The 20,186-nt window shown below is 69.2% G+C and carries 19 protein-coding genes; 12 read left to right on the plus strand and 7 right to left on the minus strand.

What is annotated here, in order from left to right; translation table 11 throughout:
- Window positions 1–51 precede the first annotated feature (51 nt).
- Entirely contained in the window at window positions 52–930 is an 879-nt protein-coding gene (locus AC0LPE_RS06635; protein WP_490605840.1) for a hypothetical protein, read from the plus strand.
- Between the two features lie 4 nt (window positions 931–934).
- Here AC0LPE_RS06635 and AC0LPE_RS06640 read toward each other — a convergent pair whose 3' ends face one another.
- Window positions 935–1,375: a protein-tyrosine phosphatase family protein gene (locus tag AC0LPE_RS06640; RefSeq protein WP_016692024.1), complete on the minus strand. Its 441-nt coding sequence runs from the start codon at window positions 1,373–1,375 to the stop codon at window positions 935–937.
- Window positions 1,376–1,462: 87 nt separating this feature from the next.
- Between AC0LPE_RS06640 and AC0LPE_RS06645 the strand changes: the two genes are divergently transcribed.
- The 5 genes from AC0LPE_RS06645 (at window position 1,463) to AC0LPE_RS06665 (ending at window position 7,114) form a co-directional block, all read left to right on the plus strand.
- Complete coding sequence (locus tag AC0LPE_RS06645; protein WP_490605841.1) at window positions 1,463–2,692, plus strand: GNAT family N-acetyltransferase; 1,230 nt, start codon at window positions 1,463–1,465, stop codon at window positions 2,690–2,692.
- A gap of 114 nt (window positions 2,693–2,806) precedes the next feature.
- Entirely contained in the window at window positions 2,807–4,165 is a 1,359-nt protein-coding gene (locus AC0LPE_RS06650; protein WP_301847038.1) for an ABC transporter substrate-binding protein, read from the plus strand.
- A 65-nt stretch (window positions 4,166–4,230) separates the two neighbouring features.
- Window positions 4,231–5,112, plus strand: coding sequence for a carbohydrate ABC transporter permease (locus AC0LPE_RS06655; RefSeq protein WP_490606317.1), 882 nt, complete (start codon window positions 4,231–4,233; stop codon window positions 5,110–5,112).
- Window positions 5,112–5,942 (plus strand): carbohydrate ABC transporter permease, encoded by an 831-nt coding sequence (locus tag AC0LPE_RS06660; RefSeq protein WP_006554305.1) that lies wholly within the window; start codon window positions 5,112–5,114, stop codon window positions 5,940–5,942. Before AC0LPE_RS06655 ends, AC0LPE_RS06660 begins: the two co-directional genes overlap by 1 nt.
- A gap of 5 nt (window positions 5,943–5,947) precedes the next feature.
- Window positions 5,948–7,114, plus strand: coding sequence for an ABC transporter ATP-binding protein (locus AC0LPE_RS06665; protein WP_016692020.1), 1,167 nt, complete (start codon window positions 5,948–5,950; stop codon window positions 7,112–7,114).
- 56 nt (window positions 7,115–7,170) lie between these two features.
- Here the strand turns inward: AC0LPE_RS06665 and AC0LPE_RS06670 are convergent, their stop codons facing one another.
- Window positions 7,171–8,016 (minus strand): chromosome partitioning protein ParB, encoded by an 846-nt coding sequence (locus AC0LPE_RS06670; RefSeq protein WP_490605842.1) that lies wholly within the window; start codon window positions 8,014–8,016, stop codon window positions 7,171–7,173.
- Window positions 8,017–8,089: 73 nt separating this feature from the next.
- On the opposite strand from AC0LPE_RS06670, the gene AC0LPE_RS06675 reads away from it, so the two are divergent.
- Together AC0LPE_RS06675 and AC0LPE_RS06680 are read left to right on the plus strand one after the other, a co-directional pair.
- Window positions 8,090–8,680, plus strand: coding sequence for a suppressor of fused domain protein (locus AC0LPE_RS06675; RefSeq protein ID WP_490605843.1), 591 nt, complete (start codon window positions 8,090–8,092; stop codon window positions 8,678–8,680).
- Entirely contained in the window at window positions 8,677–9,786 is a 1,110-nt protein-coding gene (locus AC0LPE_RS06680) for a winged helix DNA-binding domain-containing protein (RefSeq protein WP_490605844.1), read from the plus strand. Before AC0LPE_RS06675 ends, AC0LPE_RS06680 begins: the two co-directional genes overlap by 4 nt.
- An 18-nt stretch (window positions 9,787–9,804) precedes the next feature.
- Here AC0LPE_RS06680 and AC0LPE_RS06685 read toward each other — a convergent pair whose 3' ends face one another.
- Both AC0LPE_RS06685 and AC0LPE_RS06690 read right to left on the minus strand, forming a co-directional pair.
- Entirely contained in the window at window positions 9,805–11,613 is a 1,809-nt protein-coding gene (locus AC0LPE_RS06685) for a hypothetical protein (protein ID WP_490605845.1), read from the minus strand.
- Window positions 11,610–12,668 (minus strand): magnesium and cobalt transport protein CorA, encoded by a 1,059-nt coding sequence (locus AC0LPE_RS06690; RefSeq protein WP_490605846.1) that lies wholly within the window; start codon window positions 12,666–12,668, stop codon window positions 11,610–11,612. Before AC0LPE_RS06690 ends, AC0LPE_RS06685 begins: the two co-directional genes overlap by 4 nt.
- Window positions 12,669–12,800: 132 nt before the next feature.
- Between AC0LPE_RS06690 and AC0LPE_RS06695 the strand changes: the two genes are divergently transcribed.
- The 4 genes from AC0LPE_RS06695 (at window position 12,801) to AC0LPE_RS06710 (ending at window position 16,827) form a co-directional block, all read left to right on the plus strand.
- The gene (locus AC0LPE_RS06695; RefSeq protein WP_490605847.1) at window positions 12,801–13,655 is read left to right on the plus strand and encodes a PHP domain-containing protein; all 855 of its coding nucleotides are present in this window, start codon (window positions 12,801–12,803) and stop codon (window positions 13,653–13,655) included.
- Window positions 13,652–14,074, plus strand: coding sequence for a hypothetical protein (locus AC0LPE_RS06700; RefSeq protein WP_490605848.1), 423 nt, complete (start codon window positions 13,652–13,654; stop codon window positions 14,072–14,074). Before AC0LPE_RS06695 ends, AC0LPE_RS06700 begins: the two co-directional genes overlap by 4 nt.
- Before the next feature lie 469 nt (window positions 14,075–14,543).
- Complete coding sequence (locus AC0LPE_RS06705; RefSeq protein ID WP_490605849.1) at window positions 14,544–15,737, plus strand: NAD(P)-dependent malic enzyme; 1,194 nt, start codon at window positions 14,544–14,546, stop codon at window positions 15,735–15,737.
- 133 nt (window positions 15,738–15,870) lie between these two features.
- Window positions 15,871–16,827: a glycine betaine ABC transporter substrate-binding protein gene (locus AC0LPE_RS06710; protein ID WP_088896702.1), complete on the plus strand. Its 957-nt coding sequence runs from the start codon at window positions 15,871–15,873 to the stop codon at window positions 16,825–16,827.
- Window positions 16,828–16,845: 18 nt separating this feature from the next.
- On the opposite strand, the gene AC0LPE_RS06715 is transcribed toward AC0LPE_RS06710, so the two are convergent.
- From AC0LPE_RS06715 to AC0LPE_RS06725, 3 genes are read right to left on the minus strand one after another with little or no spacing between them, the layout of a single operon-like run.
- On the minus strand, window positions 16,846–17,757 hold the full coding sequence (locus tag AC0LPE_RS06715) for an alpha/beta hydrolase (protein ID WP_490605850.1): 912 nt from the start codon (window positions 17,755–17,757) through the stop codon (window positions 16,846–16,848).
- 8 nt (window positions 17,758–17,765) lie between these two features.
- Window positions 17,766–18,593, minus strand: a complete 828-nt coding sequence (locus AC0LPE_RS06720) for an SDR family NAD(P)-dependent oxidoreductase (protein WP_016692009.1) — start codon at window positions 18,591–18,593, stop codon at window positions 17,766–17,768.
- Window positions 18,590–20,152, minus strand: a complete 1,563-nt coding sequence (locus tag AC0LPE_RS06725) for a flavin-containing monooxygenase (RefSeq protein ID WP_490605851.1) — start codon at window positions 20,150–20,152, stop codon at window positions 18,590–18,592. Before AC0LPE_RS06725 ends, AC0LPE_RS06720 begins: the two co-directional genes overlap by 4 nt.
- Window positions 20,153–20,186 lie beyond the last annotated feature (34 nt).

Raw genomic sequence — 20,186 nt, forward strand, 5'->3', positions numbered from 1 at the left:
GCCGAGAACGGCACTCGTCGCGACGGGCCTCGCGCCACTACTGTCGATCCCATGCCCGACCTCGATTCGGTGGCCGACGCCCTCTACGGCCTCGACCCAGGAGACTTCGTGGCGGCCCGCTCCGAATTCGCGGCGCAGGCACGCGAAGCGGGCGACCGCGAGCTGACGGCGGCCATCGGCAGACTGCGCAAACCGACGGTCGCGGCCTGGATGGTCAACCTGCTCGCCCGCGAACGGGCCGACGAACTCGCGGCGCTGCTCGACATCGGAGCTGCCCTGCGCACCGCGCAACGACGACTGTCCGGCAGCGAGATGCGGAAACTGTCCGAGCAGCGGCGCCGGGTGGTCGCCGCCCTCGAGCGCGACGCGGGACGGCTCGCAGCCGACCGCGGCCGCACCGTCTCGGAGAGCGCACTACGTGAGGTGGGGCGCACCCTCAACGCCGCGCTGTCGGATCCCGACATCGGGGAGCAGGTCCGGCAGGGCCGGCTCGACGCGATCGTCGAGTCCGACGGCTTCGGTGACCTGTCGGCGATGCCGCTCACCGTCGTCCGCGGAGGGTCGGAGGAGGACGACGAGGACGACCGGACAGCAGTGGGCAAGCCTGCACGCAAGAGCAAGGGCGAGCACGAACCCACCGAGCGCGAGAAGGCGGAGCAGGCGGCGCGCGAGGCGGAGATCGACGAGGCCGCTGCCGCTCTCGACTCGGCGCACAGCGCGGCCGAGGAAGCACGCGAAGCCGCGTCGGCGGCAGAGCAGGAGCTGGCCCGTCACGAAGACGAGGTCGCCGAGCTCCGGGCGAAGCTCGAACACGCAGAGCAGCAGCGCACCTTCGCGCGTCGCGCCGCCGCCGAGGCGAAGAAGCGGGTGGTCGCCGCCGAACGTGCCGTCTCGGCCGCCGAGGCCGACCTCGCCCGGACGAAGAACTGAGCCGTCAGGAGTGCGCCTTCGCGTGCGCGACGAATTTGCGCTGCCAGGGCGTCTCGACCGCGCGCGGATGGTAGTGCCGCCGAACGAAGTCGACCGCCTCCTCCGGGGAGAGCCCGTCGAGGACGGCGAGGCACGCCAGTGCGGTGCCGGTGCGGCCGCGTCCCCGCCCGCACGCGACCTCCACCCGCTGCCGTCCCGCCCGGATCCACGCCTCGTACAGGATGGCGAGAGCGTCCTCCGGGTCGCGCGGCGTGCGGAAGTCAGGCCAGTGGATCCACCGCGACTCCCACTCGAACGGTGCTGCCGGGGGTCGGCCGAGCAGATACACCCCGAAGTCGGGAAACGGCTCGTCGAACACCGGTCTGCGCATCCCGCGTCCCCGCACGAGTCGGCCGGAGGGCAGTTGCAGCACCCCGGTGTCTGCTGGATCCCACTCGCGTCGCACGCTGGAAACCTACCCGCCCGGAGCCGGTGTACCGAACGTCACGGCCGTTCACCCGCGGTGCAAGTTCGCGGTCGATAGTGTCGTTCCATGGGTGAGCGAACGGAACCGGAGATCAGAGTTCTGGAGTCGGAAGCCGAACTGCGGGAGGCGTCTGCGCTGTTCCGCACGGCGATGGTGGGTCTGCCCTCGTGGCCCGAGGTTCCCGACGGGACGGTGGGCCGTTACCTCGAGGCCGGTCGCACGTGGGGTGCCTTCCTCGACGGCATGCTCGTCGGGACCGTCGACGCCACGAGCGGAAATCTCACCCTGCCCGGCGGCGCCCGGGTGCCGCACGCGGCGGTCACCCACATCGGTGTGCTGCCCACCCACACGCGTCGCGGCGTGATCTCCGGACTCGTGCACCGGCAGTTGAGCGACGCGCGCGACCGCGGTGAGATCCTTGCGACGCTGCGTGCCTCCGAAGCGACCATCTACGGCCGGTTCGGCTACGGTGTCGCCTCGACCTCGGTGTCCGTCGACGTCGACGTGCGTGGTGCCGCGCTGCGTCCCGACGTGCCCGAGTCCGGAGCGGTGCGTCTGCTGACCTATCCGGATGCGTGGGACGTGCTGGCGCAGATCCATTCCCGTCATCTGCCGCCGCGCCCCGGCATGATCGATCGGTCGGAGTACTGGTGGAACTCGCGCCGATGGCGGGCCGACTCGCTCACCGATCCGATGTACGTGGCGGTGCACGGCGAACCGGGGCAGGAGGACGGCTTCGTCCGGTACCACCCGATCGACACGCAGGCGTGGTTCACCAGCCGCAACCGCACCGTCGTGGTCGACGACTTCTTCGCCCCGTCGCCCGCGGCGTACGCCGGTCTGGTCCGGTTCCTGCTCGACCTCGATCTCGTCGACACCCTGCGGTTCGCGGCACTTCCGCAGGACGACCAGCTCCCGCTCATGCTCGGCGACGCGCGTGCCGTGCACTTCCGCTCGGTCTCGGACGAGACGTGGTTGCGCATCCTCGACCTCGATCGGGCGTTGTCGGCGCGGAGTTATCGAGGGTTCGGCTCGGTGAGCGTGGAGGTGACCGATCGGTTGCTGACAGACAATGCCGGTGTCTTCGAGATCTCCGCCGACGGCGTGGCGCGCACCGCGGGACCGGCCGATCTGACCATCGACATCGCCGACGTCGGTGCGCTCCTGCTGGGCCGGCAGGGCTGGCACCGGATGGTCGACGCGGGTCGCGCCCGGGTGCACCGACCGGAGGCCGTCGACACCGCTGACCTGCTGTTCTCCTGGCCTCAGGCGCCCTTCTCGGGGACCTCCTTCTGACCTCGTCGTCGTGCCGATTCCGCTCCGGTTGTACGCCCTGCTCGTTTTGCTACGGCTGGCCGGTACGGGCGTTATCGTCGGATCACGAGGTCCCCGATACGAGCGGAGTCACGCATGAGACGGTCGGGCAAGACACGGCGGACGAGCCGGGCGGTCACAGCTTCTGCGGCCGCGGTGCTCCTGGCGTCGGGACTGGCCGCGTGCGGCAGCGACGACGAGGGTGTCGTCCTGTCCTTCTACACGGCCGCCGACGGTGCCGAGCAGTACGCGCAGGCCGCGGAGGTGTGCACCGCGGAGGCCGGCGGCCGATATCGCGTGCAGCAGAGGACACTTCCGAAGAACGCCGACGACCAGCGACTGCAGTTGGCGCGGCGGCTGACCGGTAACGACCCGGGCCTCGACCTCATGACCCTCGACGTCGTGTGGACGGCCGAGTTCGCCGAGGCCGGGTGGGCGCTGCCCTTGCCCGACGATGTGGCCGCCGAGGTCTCCGAGGGCACCCTCGAGGGTCCTCTCGAATCAGCGACCTGGCAGGACCGGCTGTATGCCGCGCCGCTCAACACCAACACCCAGTTGCTCTGGTACCGAAAGGATCTCATGCCGGACGGGCAACCTCCGGAGACCTGGGACGAGATGATCGAGATCGCGAGCGGCCTCGCCGAGGAGGGCCGGCCGTCGTGGATCGGTGTGCAGGGCCGGCAGTACGAGGGGCTGATGGTGTGGTTCAACACCCTGCTCTCGAGCGCCGGAGGTTCGGTGGTGGGGGAGGACGGTGTCACCGTCACCCTCACCGACAACGACGCGGCGGTGACCGCGCTCGACATCATGAAACGCGTCGCGACGGCGCCCGGCGCCGATCCCTCCCTGAACCAGGCCGACGAGGCGGCCGTCCGTCTCGGCATGGAGAGCGGGCGCACGGCATTCCAGGTCAACTGGCCGTTCGTCCTGCCGGGCATCCTGGAGAACGAAGCGGCCCTGCCCTTCATCGACGAGAACGGCAACGTCACCTCGCAGGACACCGGCAACACGGTCCTGACCGTCGACGGTGAGCAGAATTTCCTTCCCGCGCCGTACCCTTCGGTGATCCCCGGCGAGCCCGCCCAGGTCACCATCGGCGGGTTCAACATCGCCGTCGCCCGCACGAGCACCCACCCCGACCTCGCGTTCGAGGCGATGCAGTGCCTGCGCAACGAGGAGAACCAGCGCAACAACGCCATCGGTGGCGGCGTGCCGCCGACGCTTGCCGCGCTGTACGACGACCCCGAATTCCAGGAGGCCTATCCGGCCTGGCGTGAGGTCCGCGCCGGTCTCGAGAACGCCGCGGTGCGTCCCGCTTCACCGGCCTACCAGAGCATTTCGACGCTGGTGACGGCCACCCTCAACCCGGTCGACCAGATCGATCCGCCCCGCACCGTCGAGGAACTCGCCGAACAGGTGCAGAAGGCGGTCAATTCGGAAGGACTGATCCCGTGACCGCCGTCGAATCGAAACCGACCGACGAGACCCCGAAGGAACCGTCGACGAAGACGAAAGCAGCGCTGTCCGAGGGGAAGAAGGCCGAACGACGACTCGGTCTGATGCTCGTCGCGCCCGCCGCGATCGTGATGCTCGCCGTGACGGCCTATCCGGTGGGATACGCCGTCTGGCTCAGTCTGCAGCGCTACGATCTGCGGTTCCCCGACGAGCGCCGCTTCGTCGGACTGTCGAACTACGTCGCGGTGCTCAGCGACGGATTCTGGTGGCAGGCCTTCGTCGTCACCTCGCTCGTCACCCTGGTCTCCGTCGCGCTCGAGTTCGTGCTCGGTCTGGCGATCGCTCTCGTCATGCACCGCACGATCGTCGGCAAGGGCATCGTGCGCACGGTGGTGCTGATCCCGTACGGCATCGTCACCGTCGCCGCCGCCTACAGCTGGTACTACGCGTGGACCCCGGGCACGGGTTATCTCGCGAATCTGTTGCCCGACGGCAGCGCCCCACTCACCGACCAGATCCCATCCCTGGCGATCATCGTGCTCGCCGAGGTGTGGAAGACCACGCCGTTCATGGCGCTGCTGCTCCTCGCCGGCCTCGCGCTCGTCCCCGACGATCTGCTCAAGGCGGCACAGGTCGACGGCGCCGGAGCGTGGACGCGTCTGGTGCGGATCATCGTGCCGCTGATGAAACCGGCGATCCTCGTCGCCCTGCTCTTCCGCACGCTCGACGCCTTCCGCATCTTCGACAACATCTACGTCCTCACCCGCGGTGCCAATGGCACCGGGTCGGTGTCGATCCTCGGCTACGACAATCTGTTCCGGGCCTTCAACCTCGGCATCGGGTCGGCGATCAGCGTCCTGATCTTCCTGTGCGTCGCGATCATCGCGTTCGTGTTCATCAAGTTGTTCGGTGCATCCGCGCCCGGTTCGGACGAAGGGGGCCGATGATGGCCGAGACCAGGAAACGGACGCTGTCGTGGTCGGCGGTGAACCTGATCGTCCTGCTCTACGCACTCGTTCCGGTGTTGTGGATCGCGAGCCTGTCGTTCAAGCCGCCCGGCACCATCCAGGACGGCCGGTTCATCCCGCAGCAGTGGACGCTCGACAACTACCGCGGCATCTTCCGCACCGACGCGTTCACGAGCGCCCTGATCAACTCCATCGGCATCGGCCTGATCGCCACGGTCATCGCGGTGATCCTCGGGACGATGGCGGCCTACGCGATCGCCCGGCTCGACTTCCCCGGTAAGAAGATCCTGGTGGGCGTGGCGCTGCTCATCGCGATGTTCCCCCAGATCTCACTCGTCAGCCCGCTGTTCGAGATCATGCGCGGCCTCGGACTGTTCGACACGTGGGCGGCGCTGATCCTTCCGTACATCACCTTCTCGCTGCCGCTCGCGATCTACACCCTCTCGGCCTTCTTCAAAGAGATCCCGTGGGAACTCGAGAAGGCCGCGAAGATGGACGGCGCGACACCGGGTCAGGCGTTCCGGAAGGTCGTGGCCCCGCTCGCCGCTCCCGGCATCATCACGGCGGCGATCCTGGTGTTCATCTTCTGCTGGAACGACCTGCTGTTCGCGATCTCGCTGACCTCCACCGAACGGTCCATCACCGCACCCGCCGCGATCGCGAACTTCACGGGTGCCTCGCAGTTCGAGGAACCGACCGGGTCGATCGCGGCGGCCGCCGTCGTCATCACGATCCCGATCATCGTGTTCGTCCTGATCTTCCAACGTCGAATCGTCGCCGGACTGACCTCCGGCGCAGTGAAGGGATAACTACCGTGGCCGAGATCGTGCTCGACAAGGTGACGAAGGAATATCCGGACGGAGCGAAGGCCGTCAGCGACGTGGATCTCGAGATCGCCGACGGCGAGTTCATCATCCTCGTCGGCCCGTCCGGGTGTGGAAAGTCCACGACGCTCAACATGATCGCCGGTCTCGAGGACATCTCCGACGGCGAACTGCGCATCGCGGGGGAGCGGGTCAACGAGCGGGCGCCGAAGGACCGCGACATCGCGATGGTCTTCCAGTCCTACGCGCTGTATCCGCACATGTCGGTGCGCGACAACATCGCGTTCCCGCTCACCCTCGCGAAGGTGTCCAAGGACGAGATCGGCCGCAAGGTCGACGAAGCGGCCCGGATCCTCGATCTCACACAGCATCTCGACCGCAAGCCCGCCAACCTGTCGGGTGGTCAGCGGCAGCGCGTGGCCATGGGGCGGGCGATCGTGCGCAGCCCCAAGGCGTTCCTCATGGACGAGCCGCTGTCGAACCTCGACGCCAAGCTGCGCGTGCAGATGCGCACCGAGATCGCGCGACTGCAGAAGCGTCTCGGGACCACGACGGTGTACGTCACGCACGACCAGACCGAGGCCATGACGCTCGGCGACCGCGTCGTCGTGATGCGCGGCGGGCTCGTGCAGCAGGTCGGGGCGCCGCAGGAACTGTACGACCATCCGCAGAACCTGTTCGTCGCCGGATTCATCGGGTCGCCGTCGATGAACTTCGTTCCGGGACAGATCGAGAACGGTTCGATCCGCACCTCGTTCGGTGAGTTCCGGTTGCCCGACGAGCGGTGGGAGACCGTGCGCCGCAACAATCCGTCGCGCGAGGTGGTCGTCGGTATCCGTCCGGAACACTTCGAGGACGCCGACCTGCTCGACCCGGCCCAGCGGGAGGCGGGCGTGACCTTCTCCGCCGAGGTCGACGTGCTCGAGTCGATGGGCTCCGACAAGTTCGCGTACTTCTCGACCGAGGGTCCGGGCGTGCACTCGAAGGACCTCGACGAACTCGCCGCCGACGCCGGCGCCGACATGTCGGCCGAATCGCTGGTCGCGCGGTTGTCGGTGGAATCGCAGGCCACCAAGGGCGGGACCGTGCAGTTGTGGTTCGACCCGGCGAAGATCGCGCTGTTCGATCAGGAGACCGGCGCGAACGTCACCCTCTGACAAACCGACTTCGGTGGATCCGACCCCGGAAGGCGGGGCCGGATCCACCGAAGTCGTCAGCGGGGTGCGCGACTGCGGAGTTCGTCGACGATCTCCTCGCTCCACACGTGCCGCCGCACGAGTCGGTACCGCTCGCTCGCGATCCACAGATACACCTCGGCGTCGGTGCGTGAGCGCAGCATTCCCGCTTCGCGGGCCATCGCGACGACGGGGACGAACTCCTCCTCGTACCAGCGACGCGCGACCTCCTCGCGGGTGAGGTACTCGCCGAGATCCTGCATGAGCCGGAAACCCCACGCCTCGACGGCCTCGGCCAGTTCGGCGTACCCCCACGGGTCGGACACGCGGATCGCGTCCTGCTCGGCGCCGTGCAGGGGGACGCGGCCGAGGAACATCCGGAAGTGGTCCTTGCGCACGAGATCGGGACGGGCCCTGATGCCCTCCGCGGGCACCTTCGTGGTGATCTCGGTGACGTAGGCGTCGATCGTGTGATCGCCCTGCGCGTAGGCGATCGACACGCGGTGGTGCCCGTCCTGCACGAAGTGCATCGGCCCCACCCGGTACACGGAGATCGGCGGTATGGCCTCGCCGCGGCGCCGCGCGGCCGCGATGCGTTCCCAGCGTGCGCGCAGACGCGCCGAGGTGGGGCGGAAACGCCGGTCGAAGTCGTCGGCGCGGTCGACGCTGCCGACGATCGAGGCGACCTCGATGATCTGCAACCCGAGGCGTCGCTCGCCGATACGCCCGAGGGCGGCGACGACGTCGTCGAAGGGCAGCACCGTGTTGACGTCGGCCGGTTCGCGGCGCAGCCATGCGATCAGCCGGGCGTACTCGGCGCGCCGGCGTTGCCGGGCGAAATCGTCGCCGGCATCGGAGACCGGAAAACCGGTGTCGCGAGCCACGCTTCGACGGTACCGGGCAGTGCGGAGGTCCGGGTGGGAACCGCATGTGCGGGGCGGGGACTACATTGCAGGGGTGACCGACGCAGTTCTCACCGCAGTTCGCAGCCACCTCACCGAGCATCTGACCGCGCCGGGTGATCCGGAACCGGAATCGGCGTCGGTGACCTTCCTCGGTCTCGAACCGATCGAGGTGCTCCGATTCCGCGGCGCCGAACTCCTACGGTACGCGACCTTGGGATGTTCCCGGCACCCGATGGGCGACCCGACCGACATGGTGGCCGATCCGACGCGCGGGCCGCGTGCCGAACTGGTCCTCAGCCTGCGCGACGACGAGGGCGTCACCGCCGGCGTCCACCGCACCCTTGCGGTGCTCGCGGCGCTGCCCGCCGTGGAGGGCGTGGTCCTCACCGACGACGCCCTGCTCGATCTCGGGGAGCCGCTGTGGCCGGGTGCCCCGTTCACCGCGGTGTTGCTCGAGGCGGCCGACGTGCCGTCGCTGGAGTTGCCCGAGCCGTCCGACCCGGTTCACTTCTTCGAGGCCCGCCCGATCACCGGTACCGAGGCGGCCTGGAAGCGGCTGAAGGGAACCGAGGCGCTGCGCGAGGCGTGGGAGGAAGCGGGCATCGACCTGAGCGACCCGCGCCGGGCGCAAGCACGTCTGTGACCGTCCCGGTTCTCACCGACCGCGCGCTCGGACGCGCCACGCTGGCCCGCCAGCACCTGCTGCGGCGGAGCAGCACGGATGCCCTGTCGATGATCGAGCACCTGCTCGGGTTGCAGGCGCAGGCACCTCTCGCCCCGTATTTCGCGCTGTGGACCCGCATACGGAACTTCCGGCCCGACGCATTGTCGGAGCTGATGGAGTCGCGGGCGGTCGTCCGCATCGCGTTGATGCGCGGCACCGTGTTCGCGGTCTCCGGTGCCGACGCGCACGCGTTGCGACCGTGGGTGCAGCCGGTGCTCGACCGGGGCGTCGACGCGAACAAGGCCCACCGCCTCGGCCTCGAGGGGCTCGACAGGTCGGCGCTCGTGTCGGTCGCCCGGGAGCTGTTGGCGGGCACCCCGATGAGTCAGGCCGAGCTGCGGCCGTTGCTCGCCGAACGGTTCCCCGAGCAGGATCCGGCCGCGCTGGCACACGCGGTGCGGTGCCTGCTCCCGCTCGTGCAGGTGCCGCCGCGAGGACTGTGGGGACGATCGGGACAGCCACGATTGGCGCACCTCGACGAGTATGTCGGTCCATCGCCCGCGCTTCCCGGGCCCGATCGGCTGATCCTGCGGTACCTGGCGGCCTTCGGTCCCGCGAGCGTCAGGGACGTGCAGACCTGGTGCGGTCTGACCCGGCTCGCCGAGATCGTCGACCGGCTCCGCCCGCAACTCGTGGTCTTCCGGGACGAACGCGGAACGGAACTGTTCGATCTGCCCGACGCGCCGCGACCCGACCCGTCGACCTCTGCACCCGTACGGATCCTCGCGCCGTTCGACAACGTGCTCCTCTCGCACGCCGACCGCATCCGGTTCGTCTCGGACGAGCACCGCAAGCGCATCATGGCGGAGAACGGGATCATCGCGCCCCTGCTGCTCGTCGGAGGCACGGTCGCCGGTAGCGCCCGCGTGACGACCGACCGGAAGGCTGCCGCCGTGGAGATGACGCTGTGGCGGACGGTCACGGCGTCCGCGCGGTCGGCGCTCGAAGCCGAGGGCCTGCGGTTGCTGAACTTCGCGGCGCCGGAGACCGGCACACACGACGTGCGGTTCGTCGACGCCGATTGAGGCGCTCCCGGCCCGTCGTCATCCCTGCGGCACGACGACCCCGAGCGATCCGGCACCGAGGCACACGGTGGTGCCGGGAGTGGACGAGCGCGCCTGCAACGCCGAGCCGTCCCCGGAGACGCGGACGTACACCGTCCCGAGTCCTTCGGTGACGGGAACCGTGACGGATGCGTGGCCGGGGAAACCGAGGTCGATCGTGCCGTCGGCGGAGGCCCGATAGTTCACCTGCACGGTCCACTCCCAGTCGCCCGCAGGGGAGTCGAGCGGCACGGCCGTGACGGCGCCGGTGGTGACGCGATGACCGCAGTCGGGTTCGGGGCCGGGCGGGACGAAGCGCAGCGGCAGCAGGTCGGCGGGGGTGCGATGGCCGAGATCGTCGAGGACCCACAGGTCGGTCGCGTGGTCGCGGATGTCGGACCTGCCGGGCAGCGCGGAGAAGACGGACCCCACCAGGTTGTGCGGGTAGGTCACGGGCAGCAGGATCCACACCGACACCGGATGATCGAGCACGGGTTGGTCGGGCCGGGCCGTGAGCGCTGCCTTCGCCGCCGCGAGATAGTCGCCCGTCGGATTGTCCGACCAGCTGCGCGCGAACGTCACGGTCGACCACAGCGAGCCGACGGTGAACACGGCCGCGCAGATCCAGGCGGTCGCACGCACGGCACGCGGACGGGTCGTCGTGCCCCGTCGCGGGGCGCGCAGGATCAGCGCCGCGGCGATCGCGACGACCACTGCGGAGTCGGCGAAGTAGCGCAGCGTGCGCGCGAGTTCGTAAGTGGTCTCCGGGCCGAAGCGGGTGCTGATCATCGCGGTGAGGGAGGCGAGTACGTAGGCGATCGTTGCGAGCCACACCGGCCCGGTCCGTCGCCGCCGGCGCACCGTCCACACGGCCGCACCCGCGACGGCGAGCCACGCGACGACGACGAGCCCGAGCGGGGGATCGGCCCAGGGCGGACTCGGATTCCACCGTTCCCACTCCCACGGACCACCGAGCAGCGACGGCAACAGCCCGTAGGAGATGCCGTGATGGGTCAGCCCGGCCACCATCGACCACGGCGGGATCCCGAACCGGGATTCGACGATCGTCGCGTAACCGACCGCCCACACGACCAGCACGGCTGCCGAGCCGAGCCACAACGGGAGGGCCCGTGCCCACGTGCTGCGGATCGGCCGGGCGAGTCCGTCGACGTGGTGCGCGAGCGCGACTGTCGCGAACGCGACGAACGGAACGAGGACCGACTTCTCGAAGAACACCAGCGCCACAGCGGTGACGACGAGGGCGCTCACGAGATGACGCCGTCGACCGGTCCTGCTGTACTGCAGCGCATCTCCCGTCACCCAGGCCAGTGCCGCCTGCAGCGGCAGCGCGTTGAGCGCCGCCGCCCACCACGCGAACGCCGGAAGCGTGAGCGGTGTGAGGAGATAGAACAGCAGCGGCCCCCACAGCGCGCGTCGCGGGCCGAGCAGCAACCAGAGCACCCGCAACACCGCCAGCGACGCGAGCAGCTGACCGATCACGAGCGAGGCCGCCGCCGGCCACCATTCCAACGGCGCGATCGCCGTGGCGATCCCCGCCACGAGGAAGGCCGCGGGCATCAGGTGACCGTCGTGGTCGTACCGCAGGAAGAGATCGGACAGCAGCGGATACGACCCCGCCCGCCCGACGAGGATCAGGTCGTCCCAGTAGAACTCGCCGGTCGCGGCCACCACCGTCCGGAGGATCGTCTGCAGCAGGATCAGTGCGAGGGCGACGGCGAGCACGTGGCGCCGCGGCGATCGCGCCGCCTGCGCAGCGCGTGTCGGGGCTCGGTCGAGTTCGGTCGTCACAGCCAGTTGTTGCGCCTGAAGGTGACGAACAGTCCCACGGTGATCGCGACGATCGCGGCGAGCACGACGTAATAGCCGTACTCCCACTGCAGTTCGGGCATGCGATCGAAATTCATGCCGTAGATCCCGGCGATCATCGTCGGCACGGCGGCGATCGCGACCCACGCGGAGATCTTGCGCATGTCGGTGTTCTGCTGCACGGTGACCTTCGCGATCGCCGCGTCGAGCAGCGTGCCGAGCGTCTCGTCGAAGGCGGCGATGCGGTCGGACACCGTGGTGTGGTGGTCGGCGACGTCGCGGAAGTACCGCCGGACATCCTTCGGTATCGGGTTGCCCGGTGCCCGGATGAGTTGCTGCAGCGGTTCGGCGAGCGGCACGACGGCGCGGCGCAACTGCACGATCTCGCGCTTGAGCATGTAGATCTGGTCGACCGCGATCCGCGTGTCGGGGGTGAACACGAGCTCCTCGATGTCGTCGACGTCGGGCTGCACGGCCGTGGTGACGGCGAGATAGGAGTCGACCACGTGGTCGGCGATCGCGTGGAGCACGGCCGCCGGACCGCGGGACAGACGATCGGGGTCGCGTTCGAGGCGCTTGCGCACGTGCGAGAGCTCGGAGTGGTCGCCGTGCCGCACGCTCACGATGAAGTCGGGGCCGGTGAACAACATGATCTCGCCGGTCTCGACGATGTCCTTGGTGGTCGTCACCGACTCGTGCTCGATGTAGCTGACGGTGCGCAGCACCAGGAACAGCACGTCGTCGTAGCGCTCGAGCTTCGGCCGCTGGTGGGCGTGGACGGCGTCCTCGACCATCAGCTCGTGGAGTCCGAAGGTGTGCGAGACGTTCGTCATCTGCTCCTCGTCGGGGTGGTGCAGCCCGAGCCACACGAATCCCCTACCGCGCCGACGTACCTCTGCCACTGCCTCGGTGTGGCTGTAGCGGCCGGGCAGGCGGTGCCCGTCGACGTAGACCGCGCAGTCGACCACCGCGTGCTCGGTGGGGACCGAGGGAGTAGTGGGGCCGCGACGGGTGGCACGAGAAGGCTGGTGCGGCATGTTGTCCTTCCTCACGGCATGCCGCTGGGACGCGGCCCGGTCGCAGGCCCGCGACGCGGCGGTCGCCCGTCGACAGGGACCGGGCGGGGCAGCTCCAGTCATGCTAGCCCGCCGACCTGACAGACTGGTGGCGTGCGTATCGATCTCCACACCCACTCGTCCGCATCGGACGGCACCGACCGTCCCGCGGAACTGGTCCGTGCCGCTGCCCGGGCGGGTCTCGACGTCGTGGCCCTGACCGACCACGACACGACCGCGGGATGGGACGAGGCCGCGGCGGCCCTGCCGACGGGCCTGCGTCTCGTCCGGGGAATGGAGATGTCCTGCACTGGACGCGGGGAGGACGGCGCCCCGGTCGCCGTGCACCTGCTGGCCTATCTCTTCGACCCGCACGACGCGGTCTTCGTCGCCGAACTCGAGCGGCTCCGTGGCGAACGGGTGTCGCGGATCCGGGCGATGGGTGTACGGATGGCGGACGACGGTCTGCCGATCGACATCGACGCGGTGCTCGCCGAGGCGGGCCCCGCCGCGGGCCGGCCCCATCTGGCGCGGGCGCTCGTCGCCGCCGGCGTGGTGCCCACGGTGGCCGACGCCTTCACCGAGCTGCTGTCGCCGCGCGGCCGTTACTACGTACCGAAGGCCGATACCCCGCTCGCCGACGCGGTGAAGATGGTGACGGCCGCGGGTGGTGTACCGGTGGTCGCGCACGCCCGGGCACGTGCGCGTGGGCGGCTCCTCGCCCTCGACCACATCGAGGAACTCGCCGAACTCGGGCTCGGTGGTGTCGAGGCCGACCATCCCGATCACAACGAGCAGGACGTACGGACGATGCGCGACCTCGCGCGGTCGCTCGGCGTGGTCGTCACGGGATCGTCCGACTATCACGGCGACAACAAGACCGTGAGGCTCGGCAGCTTCACCACTGCTCCGTCGGCGTACGAGGCGCTTCTCGACCGCGCGACCGGCGTGGAGGTGCTCGAGGGATGAGGCGACGGGGCGCGCGGTATCCGGACGAGGAGTACGGGTCGCCGGACGACGAAAACTACTACGACAGTGAGTACTACACCGAGCCGTATTACCCGGACGACGGGTACTACGCCGATCCGTACGAATCCGCACCGCGCCGGGCGAGTCTGCCGGTCCGCGCCCTCCGCGCTCTCTCGGGCGTGGTGTGCGGAGCGGTGCTGGTCCTGACGCTCGTGGTGTGCGGCGCCCAGTACCTCGCCGGCGACCGCGGTTTCCCCGGTCCGGGGACCACCTCGGTCGCCGCGCACCTCGTCGCCGCGCTGGTGGCCGTGATCGCCCAGGTGACCGCGGATCGGCGGTCGGGTGGCGCAGCACTCCTGTCGAGCCTTGTGGTGATCTTCACTGCATCGATTCTGATGATCACCCAGTGGTGGGGATGACGGCCCCGAGTGCCATCTCGGCTACCCGCCGGTAGCCCTCGTGTAACTGCGGAAATTCATGCCGATGCGCCCGCGGCGCGGTGTTCACGGCACGTAAACTCACAGGTGAGGCGACAAAACCGTGAGACCTTCGCAATCGATGCCGATTTGATTGTTCGTCTGCGAAGGTGGCAAACTTGCGGCAATCCGAAAGCCGGAATACCCCGGAATCGGACGAAGGATGGCAGACCCACCCAGGGCTAGATCACCCAGGGCTCGATGCCAGGGCCACCCGCCCCGGCTCCATCACGTTCCGGAAGCCGTACAGCGTTGTACAGCGGCAGTCGTGATCGCGCCCGGAAGCTTCAACCCAATGTCCTTGGCGAAGCACTGCAACTCGATGCATGCACGTGTGTGAAATGCATTGAAATGCGGTGTTTTCGCAGCAACCGAGTCCAGAGGTCGACTCGGCACACGCAGGAGTGTCATCGTGTCAATTGTGTCTGATGCACCTACCCCTCAGAAGCTCGAGTTGACGGACGAGGAGATCTTCTCGAGTCACGTCGACGGCAAGCTGTCGGTCGAGCTGACCGCGCCGCTCGAGAACCAGCGCGACCTGTCCATCGCGTACACCCCCGGTGTCGCCCAGGTCTGCCGGGCCATCGCCGCCGACGAGACCCTCGTCGACCGATACACCTGGACCAACCGCCTGGTCGTCGTCGTCTCCGACGGCACCGCGGTCCTCGGTCTCGGCAACATCGGCGCACGCGCCTCGCTTCCGGTGATGGAAGGCAAGTCCGCGCTGTTCAAGAGATTCGCGGGCCTGAACTCCATCCCGTTGGTGCTCGACACCACCGATCCCGACGAGATCGTCGAGACCCTCATCCGGCTGCGTCCGTCCTTCGGCGCCGTCAATCTCGAGGACATCTCGGCTCCGCGCTGCTTCGAGATCGAGAAGCGCGTCATCGAGGCGCTCGACTGCCCGGTCATGCACGACGACCAGCACGGCACCGCGATCGTCGCCCTGGCCGCCCTCAAGGGTGCGCTCAAGGTGCAGGGTCGCGACATCGCCGACCTGCGCATCGTGATCTCCGGCGCCGGTGCTGCCGGCGTGGCGTGCACGAACATCCTGCTCGCCGCCGGTGCGCGCGACGTGGTGGTGCTCGATTCGAAGGGCATCATCTCCGCCGACCGCACCGATCTCGGTGAGATCAAGGCCGATCTGGCCTCCCGCACCAACCCCGAGGGCCGCAAGGGCGGTATCGCCGAGGCGCTCGACGGCGCCGACGTCTACCTCGGCGTGTCGTCGGGCACCGTGCCCGAGGAGATCGTCGCGACGATGGCCGACGACTCCATCATCTTCGCGATGTCGAACCCGGATCCGGAGATCCACCCCGACATCGCCCACAAGCACGCCGCGATCGTGGCGACGGGTCGCAGCGACTTCCCGAACCAGATCAACAACGTGCTGGCCTTCCCCGGTGTGTTCAAGGGCGCGCTCGACGCAGGTGCCCGCCGCATCACCGAGGGCATGAAGCTCGCCGCCGCCGAGGCCATCCTCTCGGTCGTCGGTGACGAACTGGCCGTGGACAAGATCGTCCCGAGCCCGCTCGATCCGCGCGTGGCGCCCGCCGTCGCCGAGGCCGTCGCGGCCGCGGCGAAGGCCGAGGGTGTCACCGACTAGGGATTCGCTCCCGGCGAGGTCGCACCGAACGCCCCGATCCGAACCGCACAAGGGTTCCGGACCGGGGCGTTCGGCGTCCCGGCGGGCCGGACGCCCCGGGCACGTGCGGACCGTGGCACACCGGTGGGCGACAATGACCGCCGTGGCGAACGAAGCGAGACGGATCCGGCCGGTCGCGGCGACGGGGCTCACCGCATGCGCGGCGGTGATTGTGCTCCAGGGATGCGCGTCACCCGTCCTCGACGAGGCGGCACCGTCGACGACGGTGATCGTCGGAGCGGGGGAGCGGCCCGACGAGGAACTGCTCGCGCAGCTGTACGCGGGAGCACTGCGCGGCAGCGGGATCGACGTGCAGGTCCGCTCCGACGTGGCCGACCCGCCCGCAGCGCTCGACGCCGCCGACCTCACGCTGATCCCCGGCTACACGGGACGGCTGCTCGCGTCCTACGACCCCGGTGCCGACGCGACCGACGCCGAGGACGTCTTCGAGGCGCTGGCGCGGGCACTGCCCGACGAACTGACGATCTCCGACTACGCCTCGGCGCAGGACCGCGCGGTGCTGCTCGCCGACCGCGAACGGCTCACACAATGGTCGGTGAGCCGCGTGGCCGACCTCGCCGACCGTTGCGCCGACCTGACGTTCGCGGTGACCGAGGACTTCGAATCCGCCGGTGGACTCACCGCACTCGAACGCGCCGACTGCCGCCCGCGCGAGGTGCGGCGGATCGAGGATGCGCAGTCCGCTGCCGTCGCATCGGAAGCCGACACGGTCGTCGGAACCACCACGACGTCACCCGCCCTCGCGGAGATCGACGCGGACTCGCCCGTGAGCACCGTGCCCGACGCCCCCGACCGCAACCCGCAGGACGATCCGGAGGCCGACGACGCCCCCGCACCGGTCCTGCCGGCCCAGAACGTCGTCCCGGTCTTCCGCAAGGGCGCACTCGACGAGGCGCAACTCGACGCGCTGCGGACCATCGCCGGTGAGCTCACCTCGAGCGATCTCACCGAACTGCGTGCGCGGGTCGACGAGGGAGACGATCCCGAGACCGTGGCCCGCGAGTGGATCGACGAACACGCCGGAGCGTGAACGGCACCCCGCTGGTACTCAGCCGGCGCGGGTGCCCATCCGGTCGCGGAGGAAGACGCCGAAATCGGAGATCGCCGCGGCGGCCTCGGGAACGAGCGACGCCTGCAACGGCGCGACGTGCCACAGTTCGGGTTGCTCGACGAGGGTGACGTCGACGCCCGCCGCCCGGAGCTTCTCGGCGTACTGCCGCACCTGCGGGTAGAACATCTCCGCGGTGCCCACCTGGATGAGCGTCGGCGGCAGACCCGCGGGATCGGCGTGCATGGGCGCGTAACCGGGATCGGTGGGATCGCCGCCGTCGAGATATGCCTCGGCCGAGGCGTACAGCCAGCCGGTGTTGATCACGACGTCGTTCACCTCGGGCAGGTCGCGGACACCGGGATCGGTCCACGGCGACAGCAGACCGAGCGCGGGCGGGGTGATCCCGTGGCGATCGATGAGCCGGTGCGTGGTGGCCGCAGCGAGACCACCACCGGCCGAGTCGCCGGCGATCGCGGTGCCCGGCACCTCGAAGCCGTGCTCGCTGACGAGTTCGAGATAAACCGCTTCGGCGTCGTTCAGCGCCGCCGGATAGGGATGCTCGGGAGCGAGCCGGTAGTCGAGGACGTACACGGCCGACCCGGACGCGGCCGCGAGATACGCCGCGAGCGAGCGGTGCGTGGCGAGCGACCCGCCGGTGTACGCGCCGCCGTGCAGATACAGGATCGCTGTGGTCCGCTCGGTGGCGCCCACGGTGATCCGCTCGGCGGGGCGTCCCGCCAGACGGATCGGGCGCACCACGGTGTCCTTCGGGAGGAACTGCAACGGCGCCGCGAGATCGAGCAACCGGCGCTGCGTGGCGAACGACCAGCGCGGCGACAGCAGCGCACGGAAGAGAGGACGCAGGGCGGTACGCGCCACCCGCGGTGACATCTGGGGTGTCGGAGGCATGCCGCAGCCTATCCCTTCGGCACGACCCGGGAGGTCACGGTCGCGACGACACGCTGATAGGCCGGTCCGGCGACGCGGACGAAGGCGTCGAGCAGCTTCGCGTCGGCGCCGATGAGCACGCGGGCCTTGTTCTTCCGCACACCGGTGAGGATGGTCTTCGCCGCGTCCTCGGGGGTGGTGCGTGCGAGCTTGCGGTCGAAGAACTCCGCGAAGGTCGCCTGGTCGTCGCCGTCCGGGACGGCGGCGTTGCGCGCGATCGCGGTCTTGATGCCCCCTGGATGCACGCACGTGACCTGTACGGGATGTCGCGCGACGAGCATCTCCTGCCGCACCGCCTCGGTGAAGCCGCGCACGGCGAACTTCGCCGAGTTGTACGCTGCCTGGCCCGGGATGCTCAGCAGGCCGAACAGGCTCGAGACGTTGATCAGGTGACCGTCGCCCGACGCGATGAGATACGGCAGGAAAGCCTTGGTGCCGTTGACGACTCCCCAGAAGTCGACGTCCATCACGCGTTCGATGTCCTTGAACTCGGTGCGCTCGAGGTCGCCGTGATAGGCGATGCCCGCGTTGTTGTACACCTGGTGGACCGCACCGAAGTGGGCGGCGACCTGCTCGGCGTATTCGAGGACCTTCTCGCGCTGGGTGACGTCGAGATGGTCGGCCTTCACCTCGGCGCCGAGTTCCCGTGCGCGACGCGCGGTCTCCTCGAGCCCTGTGGTGTCGACGTCCGAGATCGCCAGGCGGGCACCGTGGGCCGCGAGCGCGAGGACGAGGGCACGTCCGATCCCGGAACCCGCGCCCGTGACGACGACGACCCGGCCTGCGAAATCACTCATCGAACTGCTGCCTCTCGGGACGTGCGCTCCTGCGCGGGACGGTCGGTGGCGACGGGGAGATCCGACTCGGCGACGCTACGGTACGCCTCGAGGTCGAATCTGCGGGTGATACGGCGGAATTCGAAGGTGAATCCCGGCCACAGCGTGGTGTTGTTGCCGTGCTTGTCGAGATACCAGCTCGCGCACCCACCGTTGTTCCACACGCTCGACCGCAGCGCGCGCTGCAGGTCGCGGTTGTACTCGTCCTGCACGTCCGCGCGGACCTCGACCGTGCCGATGCGGTTGCGGTCGATCGTGCGGATCGCGTCGACGACGTAGTCGAGCTGCGACTCGATCATGTACACCATCGAGGTGTGGCCGAGTCCGGTGTTCGGGCCGACGAGGAAGAACAGGTTGGGGAAGCCGGCGACCGAGCTGCCCTTGTACCCCTGCATGCCGGTCTCGTCGAAGACCTCGGCCAGCGAGCGTCCGTCCTTGCCGAAGATGCCGGCGAAGGTCGGGGAGTCGGTGACGTGGAAGCCGGTCGCGACGACGATCGCGTCGACCTCACGTTCGGTGCCGTCCTTCGTGACGATGCCGCGCGGGGTGACGCGGGCGATGCCGTCGGTGACGAGGTCGACGTTCGGCCGGTCGAGGGCGGGGTAGTAGTTGTTCGAGATCAGCATGCGCTTGCAGCCGATGCCGTAGTTCGGCGTGACCTTCCGGCGCAGTTCCTTGTCGCGGATCTGGCGGCGGACCTGGATGCGCGCGGCGAGTTCGAGCGGCTTCATGAAGGCTTGCGCCTTGGCCAGGCCCAGCACCTGCGTCTCGCGAGCGGTGTACTGCAGGGCGCGCGAGAGACGCTGGAAGCCGGGAATGTAGCGGAAGGCGAACCGCTCGGGAGCGGTGTACTCCCGGTCGAAGCGGGGGAGGATCCACGGTGCCGTGCGCTGGTACACGTCGAGCCGGCCGACGGTGCCCGCGATGGCCGGCACGATCTGGATGGCGGAGGCGCCGGTGCCGATGACCGCGACGCGCTTGCCGGTGAGGTCTGCGTCGTGGTTCCACCGTGCCGAGTGGAAGATCTCGCCCTCGAACCCGGAGATGCCCTCGATGTCGGGCAGCGACGGCTCGCACAGGGCACCGACCGCGGAGATCACGACCTTGGCGCTGTACTTCCCGCGCGTGGTGGCCACGTCCCAGCGGTGCGTCGCGGTGTTCCAGCGGGCCGTCTGCACGTCGCATCCGAAGACGGTGCGTCGCCGCACGTCGTACCGGTCGGCGACCGAGCGGATGTACGCCTGGATCTCCGGCTGCGGCGAGAAGGAGCGCGTCCAGCCGGGGTTGAGGGCGAAGGAGTAGGAGTACAGGTTCGACGGCACGTCGCACGCCGCGCCGGGGTAGGTGTTGTCGCGCCAGGTGCCGCCCACCTCGGAGGCGCGTTCGAGCACGAGGAAGTCCTTGCCCGCCTGCGACAGTCGGATGGCCGCGCCGAGCCCGGCGAACCCGCTGCCGATGATCAGCGTGTCGACCTGACGGATCTCCGCGTCGGCGACGGTATCTGTTACCGGAAGACTCATGTACTTGAGGCTAGAGCGTTCCAGTGACCTGGTC

Source organism: Rhodococcus sp. S3, assembly GCF_058211795.1.

What these genes read in the sequence shown, in the direction of transcription:
- AC0LPE_RS06635 (WP_490605840.1), top strand. Translation starts at nt 52, where the DNA reads ATGCCCGACCTCGATTCGGTGGCCGACGCCCTCTACGGCCTCGACCCA.
- AC0LPE_RS06645 (WP_490605841.1), top strand. Translation starts at nt 1,463, where the DNA reads ATGGGTGAGCGAACGGAACCGGAGATCAGAGTTCTGGAGTCGGAAGCC.
- AC0LPE_RS06650 (WP_301847038.1), top strand. Translation starts at nt 2,807, where the DNA reads ATGAGACGGTCGGGCAAGACACGGCGGACGAGCCGGGCGGTCACAGCT.
- AC0LPE_RS06660 (WP_006554305.1), top strand. Translation starts at nt 5,112, where the DNA reads ATGGCCGAGACCAGGAAACGGACGCTGTCGTGGTCGGCGGTGAACCTG.
- AC0LPE_RS06690 (WP_490605846.1), bottom strand. Translation starts at nt 12,668, where the DNA reads ATGCCGCACCAGCCTTCTCGTGCCACCCGTCGCGGCCCCACTACTCCC.
- AC0LPE_RS06700 (WP_490605848.1), top strand. Translation starts at nt 13,652, where the DNA reads ATGAGGCGACGGGGCGCGCGGTATCCGGACGAGGAGTACGGGTCGCCG.
- AC0LPE_RS06710 (WP_088896702.1), top strand. Translation starts at nt 15,871, where the DNA reads ATGACCGCCGTGGCGAACGAAGCGAGACGGATCCGGCCGGTCGCGGCG.
- AC0LPE_RS06715 (WP_490605850.1), bottom strand. Translation starts at nt 17,757, where the DNA reads ATGCCTCCGACACCCCAGATGTCACCGCGGGTGGCGCGTACCGCCCTG.
- AC0LPE_RS06720 (WP_016692009.1), bottom strand. Translation starts at nt 18,593, where the DNA reads ATGAGTGATTTCGCAGGCCGGGTCGTCGTCGTCACGGGCGCGGGTTCC.
- AC0LPE_RS06725 (WP_490605851.1), bottom strand. Translation starts at nt 20,152, where the DNA reads ATGAGTCTTCCGGTAACAGATACCGTCGCCGACGCGGAGATCCGTCAG.